Origin of the sequence: Cryobacterium sp. TMT2-17-1 (genome assembly GCF_004402765.1) — a bacterium.
GTDB classification, from domain to species: domain Bacteria; phylum Actinomycetota; class Actinomycetes; order Actinomycetales; family Microbacteriaceae; genus Cryobacterium; species Cryobacterium sandaracinum.
This window is the reverse complement of sequence record NZ_SOGC01000039.1, coordinates 80680-98230: the sequence shown is the minus strand read 5'-3', so window position 1 is coordinate 98230 and position 17551 is coordinate 80680. Positions and strand designations below refer to the sequence as shown.

17 protein-coding genes are annotated in these 17551 nt (G+C 67.7%); 7 read left to right on the top strand and 10 right to left on the bottom strand.

Going from position 1 to position 17551, the window contains the following annotated elements; all coding sequences use genetic code 11:
- Nucleotides 1–93: 93 nt before the first annotated feature.
- The 10 genes from E3O47_RS16590 to E3O47_RS11285 form a co-directional block, all read right to left on the bottom strand.
- The gene (locus E3O47_RS16590) at nucleotides 94–330 is read right to left on the bottom strand and encodes a hypothetical protein (RefSeq protein WP_241986183.1); all 237 of its coding nucleotides are present in this window, start codon (nucleotides 328–330) and stop codon (nucleotides 94–96) included.
- On the bottom strand, nucleotides 279–896 hold the full coding sequence (locus tag E3O47_RS11325; protein ID WP_241986182.1) for an HAD family hydrolase: 618 nt from the start codon (nucleotides 894–896) through the stop codon (nucleotides 279–281). The genes E3O47_RS16590 and E3O47_RS11325 overlap by 52 nt, the downstream gene beginning before the upstream one ends.
- A 124-nt stretch (nucleotides 897–1020) precedes the next feature.
- Entirely contained in the window at nucleotides 1021–2025 is a 1005-nt protein-coding gene (gene trpS, locus E3O47_RS11320; RefSeq protein ID WP_134342672.1) for a tryptophan--tRNA ligase, read from the bottom strand.
- A gap of 64 nt (nucleotides 2026–2089) precedes the next feature.
- Nucleotides 2090–3016, bottom strand: a complete 927-nt coding sequence (locus E3O47_RS11315; protein ID WP_134342671.1) for an exodeoxyribonuclease III — start codon at nucleotides 3014–3016, stop codon at nucleotides 2090–2092.
- Nucleotides 3017–3035: 19 nt separating this feature from the next.
- Nucleotides 3036–4127 carry a YihY/virulence factor BrkB family protein gene (locus E3O47_RS11310; protein WP_134342670.1) on the bottom strand — a complete coding sequence of 364 codons (1092 nt, stop codon included), beginning with the start codon at nucleotides 4125–4127 and terminating at the stop codon, nucleotides 3036–3038.
- 99 nt (nucleotides 4128–4226) lie between these two features.
- Nucleotides 4227–4955: a succinate dehydrogenase iron-sulfur subunit gene (locus tag E3O47_RS11305; RefSeq protein WP_134342696.1), complete on the bottom strand. Its 729-nt coding sequence runs from the start codon at nucleotides 4953–4955 to the stop codon at nucleotides 4227–4229.
- A gap of 67 nt (nucleotides 4956–5022) precedes the next feature.
- Nucleotides 5023–6837, bottom strand: a complete 1815-nt coding sequence (sdhA, locus tag E3O47_RS11300) for a succinate dehydrogenase flavoprotein subunit (RefSeq protein ID WP_104100348.1) — start codon at nucleotides 6835–6837, stop codon at nucleotides 5023–5025.
- Nucleotides 6838–6854: 17 nt separating this feature from the next.
- The gene (locus E3O47_RS11295) at nucleotides 6855–7307 is read right to left on the bottom strand and encodes a succinate dehydrogenase hydrophobic membrane anchor subunit (RefSeq protein WP_104100347.1); all 453 of its coding nucleotides are present in this window, start codon (nucleotides 7305–7307) and stop codon (nucleotides 6855–6857) included.
- A 13-nt stretch (nucleotides 7308–7320) separates the two neighbouring features.
- A complete protein-coding gene (gene sdhC / locus E3O47_RS11290; protein ID WP_104100346.1) occupies nucleotides 7321–7734 on the bottom strand; it encodes a succinate dehydrogenase, cytochrome b556 subunit in 414 nt (137 codons plus the stop codon).
- A gap of 113 nt (nucleotides 7735–7847) precedes the next feature.
- A complete protein-coding gene (locus E3O47_RS11285) occupies nucleotides 7848–9002 on the bottom strand; it encodes a glycosyltransferase family 1 protein (RefSeq protein WP_134420567.1) in 1155 nt (384 codons plus the stop codon).
- 79 nt (nucleotides 9003–9081) lie between these two features.
- On the opposite strand from E3O47_RS11285, the gene E3O47_RS11280 reads away from it, so the two are divergent.
- The 7 genes from E3O47_RS11280 (at nucleotide 9082) to E3O47_RS11250 (ending at nucleotide 17515) form a co-directional block, all read left to right on the top strand.
- Nucleotides 9082–10203, top strand: coding sequence for a mannose-1-phosphate guanylyltransferase (locus E3O47_RS11280; RefSeq protein ID WP_104100344.1), 1122 nt, complete (start codon nucleotides 9082–9084; stop codon nucleotides 10201–10203).
- 212 nt (nucleotides 10204–10415) lie between these two features.
- Nucleotides 10416–11510: a BMP family ABC transporter substrate-binding protein gene (locus E3O47_RS11275; protein ID WP_104100343.1), complete on the top strand. Its 1095-nt coding sequence runs from the start codon at nucleotides 10416–10418 to the stop codon at nucleotides 11508–11510.
- 177 nt (nucleotides 11511–11687) lie between these two features.
- Complete coding sequence (locus tag E3O47_RS11270) at nucleotides 11688–13208, top strand: ABC transporter ATP-binding protein (protein WP_104100342.1); 1521 nt, start codon at nucleotides 11688–11690, stop codon at nucleotides 13206–13208.
- Nucleotides 13209–13249: 41 nt separating this feature from the next.
- Nucleotides 13250–14473, top strand: a complete 1224-nt coding sequence (locus E3O47_RS11265; RefSeq protein WP_241977367.1) for an ABC transporter permease — start codon at nucleotides 13250–13252, stop codon at nucleotides 14471–14473.
- Nucleotides 14474–14535: 62 nt separating this feature from the next.
- Entirely contained in the window at nucleotides 14536–15765 is a 1230-nt protein-coding gene (locus E3O47_RS11260; RefSeq protein ID WP_233191324.1) for an ABC transporter permease, read from the top strand.
- On the top strand, nucleotides 15762–16199 hold the full coding sequence (locus tag E3O47_RS11255; protein WP_255409024.1) for a cytidine deaminase: 438 nt from the start codon (nucleotides 15762–15764) through the stop codon (nucleotides 16197–16199). Before E3O47_RS11260 ends, E3O47_RS11255 begins: the two co-directional genes overlap by 4 nt.
- Before the next feature lie 2 nt (nucleotides 16200–16201).
- Nucleotides 16202–17515, top strand: coding sequence for a thymidine phosphorylase (locus E3O47_RS11250; RefSeq protein ID WP_104100341.1), 1314 nt, complete (start codon nucleotides 16202–16204; stop codon nucleotides 17513–17515).
- Nucleotides 17516–17551: the final 36 nt, after the last annotated feature.

The following is a 17551-nucleotide window of genomic DNA, read 5'->3' as shown; positions in this document are numbered from 1 at the left end:
CCACACCGGGGCAGGCCAGGGGGACCCCAGCGGCACCGTCAGGGGGGCGGCACCGTCAGGGGGGGCAGCCGTCAGCGGGGCGGAGGCCAGCCGTCAGCGGGGGCCGGCGGTCAGTGGGGCGAGGCTGCGGGCCGCGAGGGCCCCGGGCAGCGCGGCGAGGCTGGTGATCCGGATGATGCCCAGCCGGGCGGCCTCGGCCGCATCCGCCCCGGCCCCGGCACCACTACCTCCAGCACCACCCCCAGCCCCGGCCGCGGTCCGGTCCAGCCAGACTCCGGTCAGCCCCGCCGCGGCGGCTCCGATCGCGTCCGTGCGCAGCCGGTCGCCCACGTAGACGGTCTGCTCCGACTCCGACCCGACCACATGCAGGCATGCCGGAAGATGCGAGGATCCGGCTTGGCGAAGCCCAGGCTGCCGGATGCGATCACGTGCTCCAACCGCACGTCGAGCCCGGTGTCCGCCAGTTTGTGCCCCTGAGGCGTCGACTCACCGTTGGTGATCAGCCCGATCCGCACGCCCGGAAAGGCGACGGCCAGCGCGTCGAGGCAGGGGAGCGCATCGGTGTGGAGGCGCCAGCTCGCCCGATAGTGTAGAAAATACGCGTCGAACCAGCTCGTCGCAGCCGGCCCGGTCAGGGTCACGCCGTGCGCCGCCGCGAAGTCGCGGGCCCGCTCCCGGCGCTGCCCGGCGAAGTCCAGACTGCCGGCGAGGTAGGCGTGGTAATGCCGCTCTTCCAGGTCGTCCCAGAGCGCCAGCGCCGCGCCGGGGTCGGCGTCGGTGAAGGTGCCGCCCAGAGAGCCGAGGTAGGCGCGGATGCCGTCGGCCACGGCACCGCGATGGGCGAACAGGGTGTCATCGAGGTCGAACAGAACGACCGCGGGCGCGGGCGCGGACATCCGCTACCCGACGACGACGTCAACGACGACGTCAACGACGACGTCGACGACCATGACGAACATGACGACGAGGGGCCGGCCCCGCCCCATCAGTAGCGAGCTCACCACAATCGCCACCACCGCCCTAGCGCCGCGGTAGCAGGCCGACGCGGTCGTAGGCGCGCGCCAGCGTCTCGTTGGCCACCGTCGCCGCCCGGTCCGCGTTGAGGGCGAGGAGTCGGTCGAGTTCGGCCGGGTCGTCGAGCAGCTCGAGAACGCGCGCCCGGATCGGCCCGAACGTGCCCGTGACCACCTCGGCGAGACCCTTCTTCAGGTCGCCGTAGCCGCGGCCGGCGTACTCGTCCTCGATCGAACCCACCGAGCGTTCCGCGAGCACCGAGTAGATCGTCAGCAGGTTGGCCACGCCCGGCTTGTTCTCGCGGTCGAAGACCACGCCGCCCTCGGCATCTGTGACCGCGCGCATGATCTTCTTATTCGTCACTGCCGGCTCGTCGAGCAGCCAGATCACGCCCGCGTGCGACTCGGCCGACTTCGACATCTTCGACGTCGGGTTCTGCAGGTCGTAGATCTTGGCGGTCTCCGTGACGATGGCGACCTCCGGCACTGTGAATGTCTGCCCGAACCGGGCGTTGAAGCGCGCCGCGAGGTCGCGGGTCAGTTCGACGTGCTGACGCTGGTCCTCGCCGACCGGCACGATCTCGGTGTCGTACAGCAGAATGTCCGCGGCCATCAGCATTGGGTAGGCGAACAGTCCCACGGTGGTCGCGTCCGATCCCTGCCGGGCGGATTTGTCCTTGAACTGGGTCATCCGGCTGGCCTCGCCGAAACCGGTGATCGTGTTCAGCACCCAGGCCAGCTGGGCGTGCGCGGCGACATGCGACTGCACGTACAGTGTCGACGCCGACGGGTCGATGCCGCTCGCGATGTATTGGGCGGCGGTGCGGCGGGTGTTCTCCCGCAGCTTCACCGGGTCCTGCGCCACGGTCAGGGCGTGCAGGTCGACGATGGAGAAGTACGCGTCGTGGGTCTGCTGCAGCGCCTTCCAGTTCAGGAGGGCGCCGATGTAATTGCCGATCTGCAGGGAATCGGCGCTCGGCTGCATGCCCGAGTAGAGGCGGGGCTTGGTCATGGGATCAGATCTTTTCGTAGCGTGTGGCCGCCGGCCGGGCCGAAGGCGCGAGTTGAAGGGGAAGTCAGATGGTGTAGTCGACGACCACGGGGGTGTGGTCGGACCAGCGCTGGTCGTAGGCGGCCGCGCGGTCGACGACGTAGCCGGTGACGGATGCCGCGAGCGCCGATGTGGCCAGCTGGTAGTCGATCCTCCAGCCGGTGTCGTTGTCGAACGCCTGGCCGCGCCACGACCACCAGGTGAACGGCCCGTCCACTTCGCCGGACCACCGGCGCCCCACGTCGATCCAGCCGAGTCCGGCCCCGGCGTTGTAGTCCGGGGCGTCTTCGGCGCCGACGATGCGGTCGAAGTAGGCGCGCTCCTCGGGCAGGAACCCGGCGCGCTTCACGTTTCCGCGCCAATTCTTGATGTCGAGCGTGCGGTGCCCGACGTTCAGGTCACCGAGCACGACGGCCCGGTCGCTGTGCGCGGCGAGCTCGGGCAGTCGTTCGAGCATGGCGTCGAGGAACCTGTACTTCTCGACCTGCTTCGGGGTACCCACCTCGCCGGAGTGCACATAGGTGCTCACGACGGTGATCAATTTGCCGTTGACCTCGTAGTCGGCTTCGAGCCAGCGGCCGGCGCTGTCGAATTCGGCGGCACCGAGCTCGACCCGGTGGATGGCCGCGGTCGATCGGCTGGCCAGGGCCACCCCGGCCCGGCCCTTCGCGGTGGCGGCGTCGTGCAGGATGCTCCACCCCGGCCCGAGCAGACCCTCGAGGTCCTCGGTCGAGGCACGCACCTCCTGAAGGGCGAGGATGTCCACGTCGCGTTCGGACAGCCAGTCGCCCATTCCCTTGCGGAAGGCGGCGCGCACGCCGTTCACGTTCACGCTCGCGATCCGCAGGCGCTCGCCGGCGAAAGCCGCGGACACAGCGGAGTCGGCGGAGGCGGCGGAGGAAGCAGGGTCGGACGCGGCCGGGGTGGAAGCGGCAGTCGAGGCGGAAGGCATTCCCCAATTCTACTTTGGCTCAGGCCTTGGGGCCGTCGTTCGTCAGCTCAGCGGCTCGCTTCTCGGCGGCGCGCAGGCGACGCGCGGTGAGCAGCCGCTGGGGCCAGGCCGCGGTGTCGTGCGCGAGGCGGGCCTCCCGAAGCTCGGCCTGCACCACCACGCGGAACGCCTCCTCCTCCTGCCGGCGCTTCTCGGAGGCAACCTCGTCCGCGCTGATCCGTCGCGGTGAGAACCCGGCGTCGTCCATGCCGACGGCGATCCAGGATGCGGCGAGCAGTGTCAGGGTGCTGGTCAGGTTGAACCAGATCAGGAGTCCGATGATCACCGCGAATGCGGCGAGCAGCGGGTTGCGGCCGGCGCCGGCGAGCAGCGTGCTGCCGAGGACCTTGAGGACACCGAGGCCCACCGCGCCTAGAATGGAGCCGGTGATGAGCTGGCGGACGGGGATCCGCACCCGCGACAGCACCCGGAACAGTGCGGCGAGGGTGATCGTGTCGATCAGGAGCACGAGGAGCAGGCCGACCGCTCGGGCGGCGCCGTTGAACCAGAACGAATCCCGGGACACCCCGAAAAGCCCGAACAGGGCCCCGAGCGCCTCGGTGCTCGCGATCGAGATCAACGCCGACACCACGAGCACGACCGCGAACAGCACTCCGAGGCCCAGCTCCCGCAGCTTGACGAGGAGGATGAAGGTCTTGTCGGGCGGCATCCGGAAGATTGTGCGCACCGCCTGCGCCGTTGTCGAGAGCCAGCCGAGCACGGTCGCGAGCAGACCGACCAGTGCGATGACGCCGGACCAGCCGAGGACCCTGGCGTCGGCGAGGACGCTTGGGTCAATCACGCCTTCCTCGCCGATCAGCCCGGGCACGGACTGGTTGATGAAGGAGTAGAGCGTCAGCTCGAGGTCGGGATTGGACGTGATCCACAGTCCCGCGATGGAGAAGGTCAGCCAGAGGGCCGCGAACGTCGCGAAGATGGCCTGGTAGGACATGCCGCCGGCCAGGATGCCGCCGCCGCTTTCACCGAACCGGGTGAAGACCCGCACCGGGCGCGAGCGCATGACCCGCGCGATGAGGGTCTTGATCCGGTCGATCGCCGTGGGAGTGTTCACCCGCTCAGCCTAAGCGGCAGCCGGGCAGCGGAGAAAGCGAAAGGCCGGTCTCGCCACGACGAAACGTCGTGACAAGACCGGCCCCAGGGTTCGGACCGGCTACACCATGCCGCGCAGCATGGCCTGCTTGACCTCGGAGATGGCCTGCGTGACCTGGATCCCGCGGGGGCACGCCTCGGTGCAGTTGAAGGTCGTGCGGCAGCGCCACACGCCTTCCTTGTCGTTCAGGATATCGAGGCGCACGGCGGCGTTGTCGTCGCGCGAGTCGAAGATGAAGCGGTGCGCGTTGACGATCGCGGCCGGACCGAAGTACTGTCCGTCGGTCCAGAACACCGGGCAGCTCGACGTGCACGCGGCGCAGAGGATGCACTTCGTCGTGTCATCGAAGCGTTCGCGCTGGGCGACGGTCTGGATGCGCTCCTTGCCATCGGTGGGGGCGTTGTTCGCCACCAGGAACGGCTGCACGGCACGGAACGATTCGAAGAACGGCTCCATGTCCACGATCAGGTCCTTCTCCAGCGGCAGGCCCTTGATCGCCTCCACGTATACCGGCTTGGTGATGTCGAGGTCCTTGATCAGGGTCTTGCAGGCCAGGCGGTTGCGGCCGTTGATGCGCATGGCGTCCGAGCCGCAGATGCCATGCGCACAGGAGCGGCGGAAGCTTAGTGAGCCGTCCTGCTCCCACTTGATCTTGTGCAGAGCGTCGAGCACGCGGTCCGTCGGGTACATCTGTACGTCGAAGTCGTCCCAGTGCGGTTCGTCGTCGACCTCCGGGTTGTACCGGCGGATGATCAGGGTCACGGTGAAGGACTGGATTTCCTCCGGCACGACCGGGGCACTCGCAGTTGTCGGTGCGGTAGCGGTTGCGGTTGCGGTTGCGGTTGCGGTACTCAACTCAGTACTTCCTTTCCATCGGCTGGTAGCGCGTGATGGTGACCGGCTTCCAGTCGAGCGCAATGTGGTCGGCGGCGTCGGCGGAGAGCGGGTCTCCGGTCAGGTAGGCCATGGTGTGCACAAGGTAGTTTGCGTCGTCGCGCAGGGGGAAGTCGTCGCGCATGTGCCCGCCGCGGCTCTCCTTGCGGTTGCGTGCGGAGTACACGACGACCTCGGCCAGGTCGAGCAGGAAGCCGAGTTCGACGGCCTCGAGAAGGTCGGTGTTGAACCGGCGGCCCTTATCCTGCACGCCGATGTTCTTGTACCGCTCGCGCAGGCCGTGGATCACGTTGGTGACGTCGGAGAGCGATTCGTCGGTGCGGAACACCTGCGCCTTGGCGTCCATCGTCTCCTGCAGCTCCTTGCGGAGCACGGCGATGCGCTCGGTTCCGGTCGAGGTGCGGATTCCTTCCAGCAGCTCCCGCACACCCCGGGCCGGGTCGGTCGGCAGCGGCGTGAACTCGGCCGTCGTGACATAGGCGACGGCGTTGTTGCCGGCGCGCTTGCCGAAGACGTTGATGTCGAGCAACGAGTTGGTGCCGAGGCGGTTGGAGCCGTGCACGGACACGCAGGCGCATTCGCCGGCCGCGTAGAGGCCGGGCACGACGGTCGTGTTGTTGCGCAGCACCTCCGCGTTCACGTTGGTGGGGATGCCGCCCATCGCGTAGTGCGCGGTGGGCATGACCGGCACCGGTTCGGTGACCGGGTCGACGCCCAGGTAGGTGCGGGCGAACTCGGTGATGTCGGGCAGCTTGGTCTCGAGCACCTCGGCACCGAGGTGGGTGCAGTCGAGGTACAGGTAGTCCTTGTTGGGACCGGCACCGCGGCCTTCCGCGACCTCCTTGACCATGCAACGGGCGATGATGTCCCGCGGGGCGAGGTCCTTGATGGTGGGCGCGTAGCGCTCCATGAACCGTTCGCCGGCCGCGTTGCGGAGGATGGCGCCCTCTCCGCGCGCGCCCTCGGTGAGCAGGATGCCGAGGCCCGCCAGTCCGGTCGGGTGGAACTGGAAGAACTCCATGTCCTCGAGCGGCAGGCCCTTGCGCCACACGATGCCCACGCCGTCGCCCGTGAGGGTGTGCGCGTTGGAGGTGGTCTTGTAGATCTTGCCGAACCCGCCGGTGGCGAAGATGAACGCCTTCGCCTGGAAGACGTGCAGTTCGCCGGTGGACAGGTCGTAGGCGACGACGGCCGAGGGCTGGTCGACCCCGTCGACCGGTGTCATGACCAGGTCGAGCACGTAGTACTCGTTGAAGAAGTTGATGCCGCGTTTGACGCAGTTCTGGTAGAGCGTCTGCAGGATCATGTGGCCGGTGCGGTCGGCGGCGTAGCAGGCCCGCCGTACCGGTGCCTTGCCGTGGTCGCTGGTGTGGCCGCCGAACCGGCGCTGGTCGATCTTGCCCTCCGGCGTTCGGTTGAAGGGCAGGCCCATGTTCTCGAGGTCGATGACCGCGTCGATGGCTTCCTTGGCGAGGATCTCGGCCGCGTCCTGGTCCACCAGGTAGTCGCCACCCTTGACCGTGTCGAAGGTGTGCCATTCCCAGTTGTCTTCTTCGACGTTGGCGAGGGCCGCGGCCATCCCGCCCTGCGCCGCACCCGTGTGCGAACGCGTCGGGTACAGCTTGGAGATCACGGCCGTGCTGGCGCCGGAGCCGGCTTCGATGGCGGCACGCATACCGGCACCCCCGGCTCCCACGATGACGATGTCGAACTGGTGGTAGTGCACACCGTCGATGACGGTGGACTCTGAGGGCGCGGTTGAAGCATCCGTAGTCATATGGGTTTTAGCAGCTCCTAAATGGCCGAGCAAAACGAGGGAAGAAGATCGGCGGGCGAACCGGCCGGGCAAGGGTCGAACGTGAAGACCACGAGCGTGCCGAGCACGATCAGGATCACGACGGCCGCCAGGATGGCGGACTTCAGGATGCCGCGGGTCAGACGCTGCGTGGCGTAGTCGTTGACCAGCGTGCGCATGCCATTGCCGCCGTGGATCAGGGCGAGCCAGAGCATGAGAACGTCCCAGACCATCCAGAACGGGGTGGTCAGCTTGCCGGCGACGAAAGCAAAGTTGAGGGCGCTGACGCCCTCGCCGACCATCAGGTTGACGAAGAGGTGTCCGAAGATGAGCACGACCAGCACGACGCCGGAGACGCGCATGTAGATCCAGCCCCACTTCTCCCAGTTCACGCCGCGGGAGCGCGGCGCGCGGGAGTAGGGGCTGCGGGGAGCTTCGATTGTGGATGTCATGGCTCTCCCCGTTCTAGTGGCTGAACACGTTGATCAGGTGGCGCGGCACGAAGGCGAGCATCGTTACCACCCACAGGGCGACCACGACGTAGAACATGGCCTTCTGGTACTTGGCGTTCCAGAAGTCGATCAGGATGATCCGAATCCCGTTGAAGGCGTGGAACACGATGGCCCCGACGAGCGCGGTTTCGCCGAGGCCCATGATCGGCGTCTGATAGCTGCTGATGACCGCGTTGTAGGCCTCCGGGCTGACGCGCACCAGCGCGGTGTCCAAGATGTGAACCAGCAAGAAGAAGAAGATCGCAACACCCGTAATGCGGTGGAGGACCCACGACCACATGCCCTCACGGCCCCGATACAGGGTTCCGGCGGGGCGACGTGATGTCGTCTTCTGCTGGGATGTCAGTGTCGCTGCCTGCTCTGGCATGACCAACCCTCCCTGGCTGTGTGGCGGCCTCGACGAAGCTGGCCGACAATGCGCCGTGCGCGCACAGAACAATTATAAGTGTCTCTGTGCCGAGATAAAACGCGAATGTCCGGCTAGCGCTGCATTGACAGCGGAACCGCAACCATGGCGCGAACGGCGGCTCGTTCGTCGACGACCTGCTCGTAATGCGCCAGCAGCGCGCCGCACACGTTTTCCCAGGATCGACCGAGCACGCTCCGTCGTCCCGCCTCGCCCATCCGCCGCCGCAGCGCAGGGTCCAGGACCAGCCGGGCGACGCAGCGGCGCAGGTCTCTCTCGTCGTCCGGAATGAATAGGAAACCGTTTTCACCGTGGCTGACCAGGTCGATCGGGCCGCCGGCCCGCGGTGCGACGACCGGCAGCCCGGCGGCGTGCGCCTCCTGCAGGGTCTGGCCGAAGGTCTCCTCGGTGCCCGCGTGCAGGAACAGGTCGAAGCTCGCGTAAGCCCGGGCGAGATCCGCCCCGTCCAGGCGGCCGAGCCAGGTCACCGGCATCCCGGCGAGCTCCCGCTCGAGCGCCGGCCGCGACGGGCCGTCGCCGACGAGGGCGAGACGGATGCCGGGCAGCCCGTGCAGGGCCCGGAACCTCTCCACCTGCTTCTCCGGTGCCAGGCGGCCGACGTAGCCCACGACGACCTCCCCGTTCGGGGCCAGCCGGCTCCGCAGCGCCGACGCCTCCGGGTCGGATCTCCGGTTGGGGTGGTAGCCGACCAGGTCGACGCCGCGGGTCCAGTGCGCCAGCCGCCGCAGGCCGATGCGGCGCAGGTCCGCCATCGACGCGGAGGAGGGAGCCAGGGTGAGGTCGGCTCCCTCGTGCACCCACTTGACGAAACGCCAGACGGACTGCGCGGCCGGGCCGAGCCGGTTGCGGCGGGCGTAGCCGGCGACATCCGTCTGGAAAACGGCGACGCTGGGAACGTCCTGCCGGTTCGCGGCCGCGATGCCCTGTGCGCCGAGCAGGAACGGCGACGCAGCGTGCAGCACGTCCGGGGCGAAATCGGCCAGCAGGCGGTGCACCTGCGGGCTGGGCATTCCCACCGGGAACTGCCGGTAGCGTGCCGCGGGAACACCGTGCACGGGGAACCCGGCGTACTCGGCCGGGACGCCGGCCGGGGCGATGACCATCGCGTCGTGGCCCGTGCGGGAAAGATGCTCGAGCACCTTGCACACGCTCGTGGTGACTCCGCTGACCGTGGGCAGAAAACTTTCGGTGATGAGTGCAACCCTCATGAGGGTGACCCTAGGCACGCCCTCCGGCGCGCAGGTGAACGCACCGTGAACGGCGTGGACCGGGCGGTAGTCTGGCCGAATGCTGCCTTCCACGGAACCACTCGATCGTTTCTACAGCGTGATTCCCGCCGGTGGGATCGGATCCCGGCTGTGGCCGCTGTCCCGCGCCGACGCCCCCAAATTCCTGCACGACCTGACCGGCTCCGGCCAGACCCTGCTCAGGGCCACCTGGGATCGCCTCGCACCTCTGTCGGGCGAGCAGCGCATCATGGTGGTCACCGGCCGCGCGCACCGCGCCGCCGTCGAGGAGCAGCTCCCCGAGCTCGCCGACCTGAACGTGGTGCTCGAAAGCGAGCCGCGCGAGTCCACCGCCGCCATCGGCCTGGCCGCGGCGATTCTGGAGAAACGCGAACCGGGCGTCATCATCGGCTCCTTCGCCGCCGACCACGTGATCAAAGGACACCACCTGTTCCGCCAGGCGGTCGCCGAGGCCGTGCGCGCCGCCGACGCCGGCTACATCGCCACCATCGGCATCCAGCCCACGGAGCCGGCCGTCGGCTTCGGCTATATCAAGACCGCCGGCGCGCTGCACATTGCCGGCGCCGCCAGCGCCCTGTCGGTGGACTCCTTCGTGGAGAAGCCGGACCTTGCCACCGCCCAGGACTACCTGGCCAACGGCACCTATTTCTGGAACGCCGGCATGTACATCGCCCGCGCCGACCGCCTGCTGGAAGAGATCGGGGCGTCCGAGCCCGAACTTCTCGCCGGGCTGCTCGAACTGGCCGAGGCCTGGGATACCCCGCGCCGCGGCGCCGTGGTCGACCGCGTCTGGCCCCGCCTGAAGAAGATCGCGATCGACTACTCGGTCGCCGAACCGGCGGCCGCCCGCGGCAGGCTCGCCGTGATCCCCGGCCAGTTCGACTGGGACGACGTGGGTGACTTCGCATCGATCGCGAAAATCCACGCCAACGGCCGCAAGCGCGATCTCGCCATCCTCGGCGACGGTGCCCGGGTGCTTGCGGACTCCTCGAGCGGGATCGTGGTCAGCCACACCGGGCGCATGATCGCCCTGATCGGCGTCGAGGACATCGTCGTGGTCGACACCCCGGACGCCCTCCTCATCACCACCAGCGCCAACGCGCAGAAGGTCAAGGCCGTCGTCGACGCGCTAAAGCTGTCCGGCAGCAACGACGTGCTCTAATCGGCATCAAACCCCCCGATCGGGGGCATTTTCGGGCCCGATTCGGCCGGGGCGTCCGGCGGGCCTCCCGCGGACCAGTATCGCGTCTTGATAACCTTTCGCCCACGGGCCCGTTTTGCTCCTCTGAGCAGAGAATCATTCGATAGCGTGTAAACCAATACAGCCCCTTGCGAACCCGCGCCGGGCGACCATTGGAGGTCATTTTGACAATCATGAAACGACGGGTCGCATTCAGCGGCCTTGCCACGTTGGGCGTCGTGGCCCTTCTCGCAGCCTGTGCGCCGGCGCCGACCGATGAGGGAACCGCTGGTGGCGGTGCCGAATCCGACTACCTGCCCTGCATCGTCTCCGACTTCGGCGGCTTCGACGACAAGTCCTTCAACCAGTCCAGCTTCGAGGGCATCACCAAGGCCTCCGACGAGCTCGGCATCGAATTCCAGCAGGCCGAGTCCAAGTCGGAAGACCAGTACGGCCCGAACGTCTCGAGCATGGTCGACCAGGGTTGCGACTTCGTCCTCACCGTCGGTTTCGCCCTCTCCAACGCCACCCGCGATGCCGCCCAGGCCGCGCCCGACACCAACTTCGCGCTGATCGACTCCGCGCTCTCCAATGACGACTTCAGCCCGCTGACGCTCGACAACGTGAAGCCGGTGCTGTACGACACGGCGCAGGCCGCGTTCCTGGCCGGCTACCTGGCCGCGGGCACCACCAAGACCGGAGTCGTCGGCACCTACGGCGGACTCCAGTTCCCGTCGGTCACCATCTTCATGGACGGCTTTGTCGACGGCGTCGCGTACCACAACGAGAAGAAGGGCACCGACGTCACCGTCAGCGGCTGGGACAAGGCCACCCAGACCGGCCTGTTCGCCGGTGGCTTCGACGACATCAACCAGGGCAAGGCGCTCAGCACCACTCTGATCGACGCCGGCGCTGACATCATCCTCCCGGTCGCCGGACCGCTCTTCCAGGGCACCGCGCAGGCCATTCAGGACTCCGGCAAGGACGTCGCCATCATCGGTGTCGACAGCGACCTGTTCGAGACCACGCCCGAGTTCGCATCGCTGTACCTCACCTCGGTACTCAAGCAGATGACGGATGCCACCGAGCAGATCATCCTCGACGACGCTGAGGGCGACTTCTCGTCCACCCCCTACGTCGGCACGCTCGAGAACGAGGGCGTCGACATCGCCCCGCTCCACGACTGGGAGTCCAAGGTCGACCCCGCGGTCATGACCGAGATCGAGGCCATCAAGGCCGACATCATCAGCGGTGCTCTCAAGGTTGAGTCGCCCGCGACCCCGAAGTAGCACCGAAGCAGCACTCAGACGCAGTCGGGGAGGCACGCATCTTGCGGGCCTCCCCTCCTGCGTCAGTGGGCGGATGTCGTCGGCCGGGATGCCTGCACACCCAAGCGAACGGTGCCACCCCGCCAACATATGAGCAAGAGCGTCAACTTTCGCTCGTCACTGAATAGAATCGACGACATGAAGCTCGAACTTCGAGGCATTACGAAGCGATTCGGTGCCCTGGTCGCGAATGACCACATTGACCTCACCGTCGAGGCCGGAGAAATCCACGCACTGCTCGGCGAAAACGGCGCGGGGAAATCCACCCTGATGAACGTGCTCTACGGCCTGTACCGGGCCGAGGAGGGCGATATCCTCCTCGACGACGTGGTGCAGCACTTCAGCGGCCCCGGCGACGCCATGGCCGCCGGCATCGGCATGGTGCACCAGCACTTCATGCTCATCCCGGTGTTCACCGTCGCCGAGAACGTCATGCTCGGGCATGAGGAGACCAAGGCGGGCGGTCGCCTCGACCTGCCCGCGGCCCGCAAGCACGTGCGCGAGATCTCCCGACGGTTCGGGTTCGACGTCGACCCGGATGCGCTCGTCGAAGACCTCCCCGTCGGCGTGCAGCAGCGGGTCGAGATCATCAAGGCGCTCTCGCGCGACGCGAAGGTGCTCGTCTTCGACGAGCCCACCGCCGTGCTCACGCCGCAGGAGACCGACGAGCTGATGGTCATCATGCGCCAGCTCAAGGCGAGCGGTACCTCCATCGTGTTCATCACCCACAAGCTGCGCGAGGTGCGCGAAGTCGCCGACCGGATCACCGTCATCCGTCTGGGCAAGGTCGTCGGTGAGGCGTCCCCGACCGCGAGCAACGTCGAGCTGGCCACCCAGATGGTCGGCCGTGCGGTCGACCTCACCGTGGACAAGTCCCCGGCACTGCCCGGTGAGGTGGTTCTGTCGGTGAAGAACCTCACCGTGCTGGGCCCGCACGGCCAGATCCTGGTCAACAACGTCAGCTTCGAGGTGCACAAGGGCGAGATCCTGGCCATCGCCGGGGTGCAGGGAAACGGCCAGACCGAACTCACCGAGGCGATGATGGGGCTCCAATCGCGGGTTTCCGGGGAGATCACCCTCGACGGCAAGTCGCTGCGCGGGCATTCGGTGCGCCAGGTACTCGACGCCGGAGTCGGATTCGTGCCGGAAGACCGCAACGAAGACGGACTGGTCGGTGAGTTCACCATCGCCGAGAACCTCATGCTCGACCGCTCGAACAAGCTCCCCTTCGTCAAACGGTGGAACGTGCAGCGGGCCTTCCTCGCCGCGTTCGCCGAAAAAAAAGTCACAGAGTTCGACGTGCGCGCCCAGGGCATCGAGACCCCGGTCGGCAAGCTCTCCGGCGGCAACCAGCAGAAGGTCGTGCTCGCCCGCGAGCTCGGCCGCGATCTGCGCCTCTTCGTCGCAGCCCAGCCCACCCGCGGGCTCGACGTCGGCTCGGTGGAGTTCGTCCACGAACGCATCGTGGCCACCCGGGATGCCGGCACGCCCGTGATCGTCATCTCGACGGAGCTCGACGAGGTGGCAGCCCTCGCGGACCGGATCATGGTCATGTACCGCGGTCGCATCGTCGGCATCGTTCCCGGTGACACGCCGCGCGCCGTACTCGGTTTGATGATGGCCGGCGAAACGCCCGCCGGAGAAGGAGCTGCCGCGTGAGCGCGACACAGGGTCCCACGACCGAGTCAGGAACGCCGTCAATCCCGGCCCCCGAACAGCCGTCCCGCTGGAACCAGGCGTTTCGCGAGATCACCACCGGCAACGCGATCATCTCCGTGCTCGCCGTCGTGCTCGCGCTTTTCGTCGGCGGCATCATGATCGCCTTCACCAACGAGGGCGTTCAGGAAGCCGCAGGCTACTTCTTCTCCCGGCCCGGCGACCTGCTGCGGGAAGTCTGGTATTCCGTGTCCGGCGCCTACTCGGCCCTGTTCCAGGGGTCGGTCTACAACTTCCGTCGACCGAGCTTCGCTGCCGGCATCAAGCCGCTCACCGAGACGCTCACCTTCGCGACCCCGCTGATCATGGCGGGGCTCGGCGTGGCGCTGGGCTTCCGGGTGGGCATGTTCAACATCGGTGGCCGCGGCCAGATGCTGATCGCCGCCGCCCTCGGCGGCTGGGTCGGTTTCGCCGTCGACCTGCCCTACGGCCTGCACATGGTCGCGGCCCTCGTGGCCGGCGTGCTCGGCGGCGCCCTCTGGGGTGGGATCGTGGGTCTGCTCAAGGCCCGCACCGGCGCCCATGAGGTGATCACCACGATCATGCTCAACTACGTCGCGTTCTACCTGGTCAGCTACCTGCTGCGTGAGGGCTTCCTGAAGACCCCCGGATCGAACAACCCGAAGAGCCCGGCGACGAAGGTCACCGCGGTCTTCCCCGACCTTCTCGGCTCGACGTACTCGCTGCACTTCGGCTTCATCCTGGCCATCGCCGCCACGGTTTTCACCTGGTGGCTGCTGTCCCGGTCGAACCTGGGCTTCCAGTTCCGGGCCGTGGGACTGAACCCCCACGCGGCGCGCGTCGCCGGCATCAGCGTCAAGCGCATCTACGTCTACGCGATGCTGTTCTCGGGTGGACTGATCGGCCTGGCCGGCATCAACCAGGTGCTCGGCACCACGACCAGCGGTTTCGGCGCCGGACTGGACTCCGGTATCGGCTTCGATGCGATCACGGTCGCGCTGCTGGGCCGTTCCAAGCCTTGGGGTGTGTTCGCCGCGGGCATCCTGTTCGGCGCGTTCAAGGCCGGCGGTTTCTCGATGCAGGCGGCCGAGGGTGTGCCGATCGACATCGTGCTCGTCGTGCAGTCACTGATCGTGCTTTTCATCGCGGCTCCGCCTCTCGTGCGGGCCATCTTCCGACTGCCGGCCCCGGGCTCCGCGCCCCGCCGGGCACTGCCCAACGTTTCCCAGGAGGTGGCTGCACAGTGAGCACCGTTGCCCCGGCCGTCCAGCCCGTATCGTCGACCGCCGACGATCGCCCCGACTTCAAAATCGTGAAGAGTTGGAAGTCGCCCATCGCCCTGGCGATTTTCACCGTCGTCGCCTTCGCGCTCTTCGTGGCCTTCGGCCGCGAGGGCGTCAGCACCATGCGGCTCTCCACCTCGAGCGACCTGATCCAGCTTCCCGATCTCCTGCTGCCCACCCGGCTGACCGGCATCGTCATCAGTGTGCTGCTGCTTGTGATCACGGGCGTGAGCGTGTGGCTGGTGCAGTCCCGGCGTCAGGTGCCGATCTGGCTTATCTCCGTCTACGCGGTGCTCTTCCTGATCGGATTCCTGGTCTGGGCCGCCGCCGGCGAGTCCATCCCGGTGCCCGGGCTGCTGTTCGGTTCGCTCAGCCTGGCTGTACCGCTGATCTTCGGTGCTCTCGGCGGTGTCATCTCCGAACGGGTCGGCGTGGTCAACATCGCCATTGAGGGGCAACTGCTCGCCGGGGCGTTCACCTCGGCCATGGTGGCGTCCCTGACCAACCAGCCCATCCTCGGCCTCGTCGCGGCCATGTTCGCCGGCGTTCTCGTTTCGATGGTGCTCGCCTCGTTCTCGATCAAGTACTTCGTCGACCAGGTCATCGTCGGTGTCGTGCTCAACGTTCTCGTGATCGGCGTCACCGGTTTCCTTTACTCCCAGGTGATGGCGCCCAACGCGGCCCTGCTCAACCAGCCGCCTCGATTCGAGCGGATCAACATCCCGCTGCTCAGCGAGATCCCGATCATCGGACCGGTCTTGTTCCGGCAGACCCTGATCGTCTACATCATGTATGTGGCCGTCGCCTTGGTGTACTACGGCATCTTCCACACCCGGTGGGGCCTGCGCCTCCGCAGCGTGGGCGAGCACCCCCAGGCGGCAGACACCGTCGGCATCAACGTCGGCCGCACCCGGTTCTGGAACGTGTCGCTCGCCGGCGCGATCGTCGGCCTCGGCGGCGCCTACTTCACCCTCGGTTCGGTGGGCGCTTTCGGCAAGGAGATGACCGCCGGAGCCGGCTTCATCGCGCTGGCCGCCGTGATCTTCGGCCGTTGGGATCCGATCCGGGCCACGCTGGCCGCCCTCCTGTTCGGGTTCGCGAGCAACTTGCAGAACGTGCTCAGTGTCATCGGTTCGCCGGTGCCGAGCGAGTTCATGCTCATGCTGCCGTACCTGATCACCATCGCCGCCGTTGCCGGGTTCGTCGGAACGTCGCGGGGACCGGCGGCATCCGGCAAGCCCTACATCAAATCGTGACCGGCGTGAGCCACGGCGCCTCGCCAGCGGCCGGCGACATCGACTGGGCGGCGCTGCGGGAGGCCGCGACGACGGCGATGGCCCAGGCCTATGTGCCGTACTCGAAGTTCCCGGTCGGCGCCGCGGCGCAGGTCACCGACGGTCGTGTGATCAGCGGATGCAACGTGGAGAACGCCTCCTACGGGCTCACCCTCTGCGCCGAATGCGCCCTCGTCTCCGTGCTGCACCTGACCGGGGGAGGCCACCTCGTCGCGTTCACCTGCGTCGACGGCAACGGCCGAACGCTGATGCCCTGCGGCCGCTGCCGCCAGCTGTTGTACGAACATTCCGCGCCCGGCATGCTGCTGGAGACGGTGTCGGGTGTGCGCACCATCGATGAAGTGCTGCCGGACGCCTTCGGGCCGAGGCAGCTCGCCGAATATCAGGAAGAGTAGCTGTGAGCACCAACGAGAACCGTATCGAGGCCTTCGACGCCGTGGACCTGATCCATGCCAAGCGTGATCGGGGCGAGCTCAGCACGCCGCAGATCGACTGGCTGATCGACGCGTACACGCGCGGTTACGTCGGCGACGAGCAGATGGCCGCCATGACCATGGCGATCTTCCTGAACGGCATGAATCGCCGGGAGATCAAGGATCTCACCATGGCGATGCTGAGCAGCGGCGAGCGGATGAGCTTCGCCGGACTCGGCAAGCCGACCACCGACAAGCACTCCACCGGCGGCGTCGGCGACAAGATCACCCTGCCGCTGATGCCACTCGTGGCGGTCTTCGGTGCGGCCGTGCCGCAGCTGTCCGGCCGCGGCCTCGGCCACACCGGCGGCACCCTCGACAAGCTCGAATCCATCCCCGGCTGGCGTGCGCACCTCACCAACGAGGAGATGTTCGCGCAGCTGCAGGAATTCGGCGGCGTGATCTGCGCCGCCGGCGGCGGTCTGGCCCCGGCCGACGGCAAGCTCTACGCGCTGCGCGACATCACCGGCACCGTCGAGGCGATCCCGCTGATCGCGTCGTCGATCATGTCGAAGAAGATCGCGGAGGGCACCGGCGCCCTCGTCCTGGACGTGAAGTTCGGGTCGGGCGCGTTCCTGAAAGACATCGAACGGTCCCGGGAGCTCGCCCGCACCATGGTCGCCCTCGGCGAGGACGCCGGCGTGGCGACATCCGCTCTGCTCACCAACATGAACGTGCCGCTCGGGCTCGCAATCGGAAACGCCAACGAGGTGCGTGAATCGGTCGAGGTTCTCGCCGGCGGCGGGCCGGCGGATGTCGTCGAGCTCACCGTGGCCCTGGCCCGGGAGATGCTCGCTCTGGTGGGCATCACCGACGTCGACGTGGAATCCGCTCTCACGGACGGACGCGCCATGGACAAGTGGCGCGACGTGATCCGTGCCCAGGGCGGCGATCCCGACGCCCCGCTGCCCGTGGCCCGCGAGACCCACGTCGTCACCGCCCTGCGCGACGGTGTGCTCGTCGAGCAGCAGGCGCTGCCGTTCGGCATCGGCGCCTGGCGCCTCGGCGCCGGCCGCGCCCGCAAGCAGGATCCGGTGCAGCACGCCGCCGGCATCGACCTGCACGCCAAGCCGGGCGATACTGTGCGCGCCGGCCAGCCCCTGTTCACCCTCAGTGCCGACGAACCCGAGCGCTTCGCGCGGGCCCTGGAGGCCGTGGACGGCGCATATCGCATCGGCGACCCCGGCGAGCCCGTGCAGGACGGCGGCCCGCTGATCGCCGAGCGCATCGGCCGCTGAACCGCCCGGCCGGTCTCGGCCCGTGCATCTGAACGG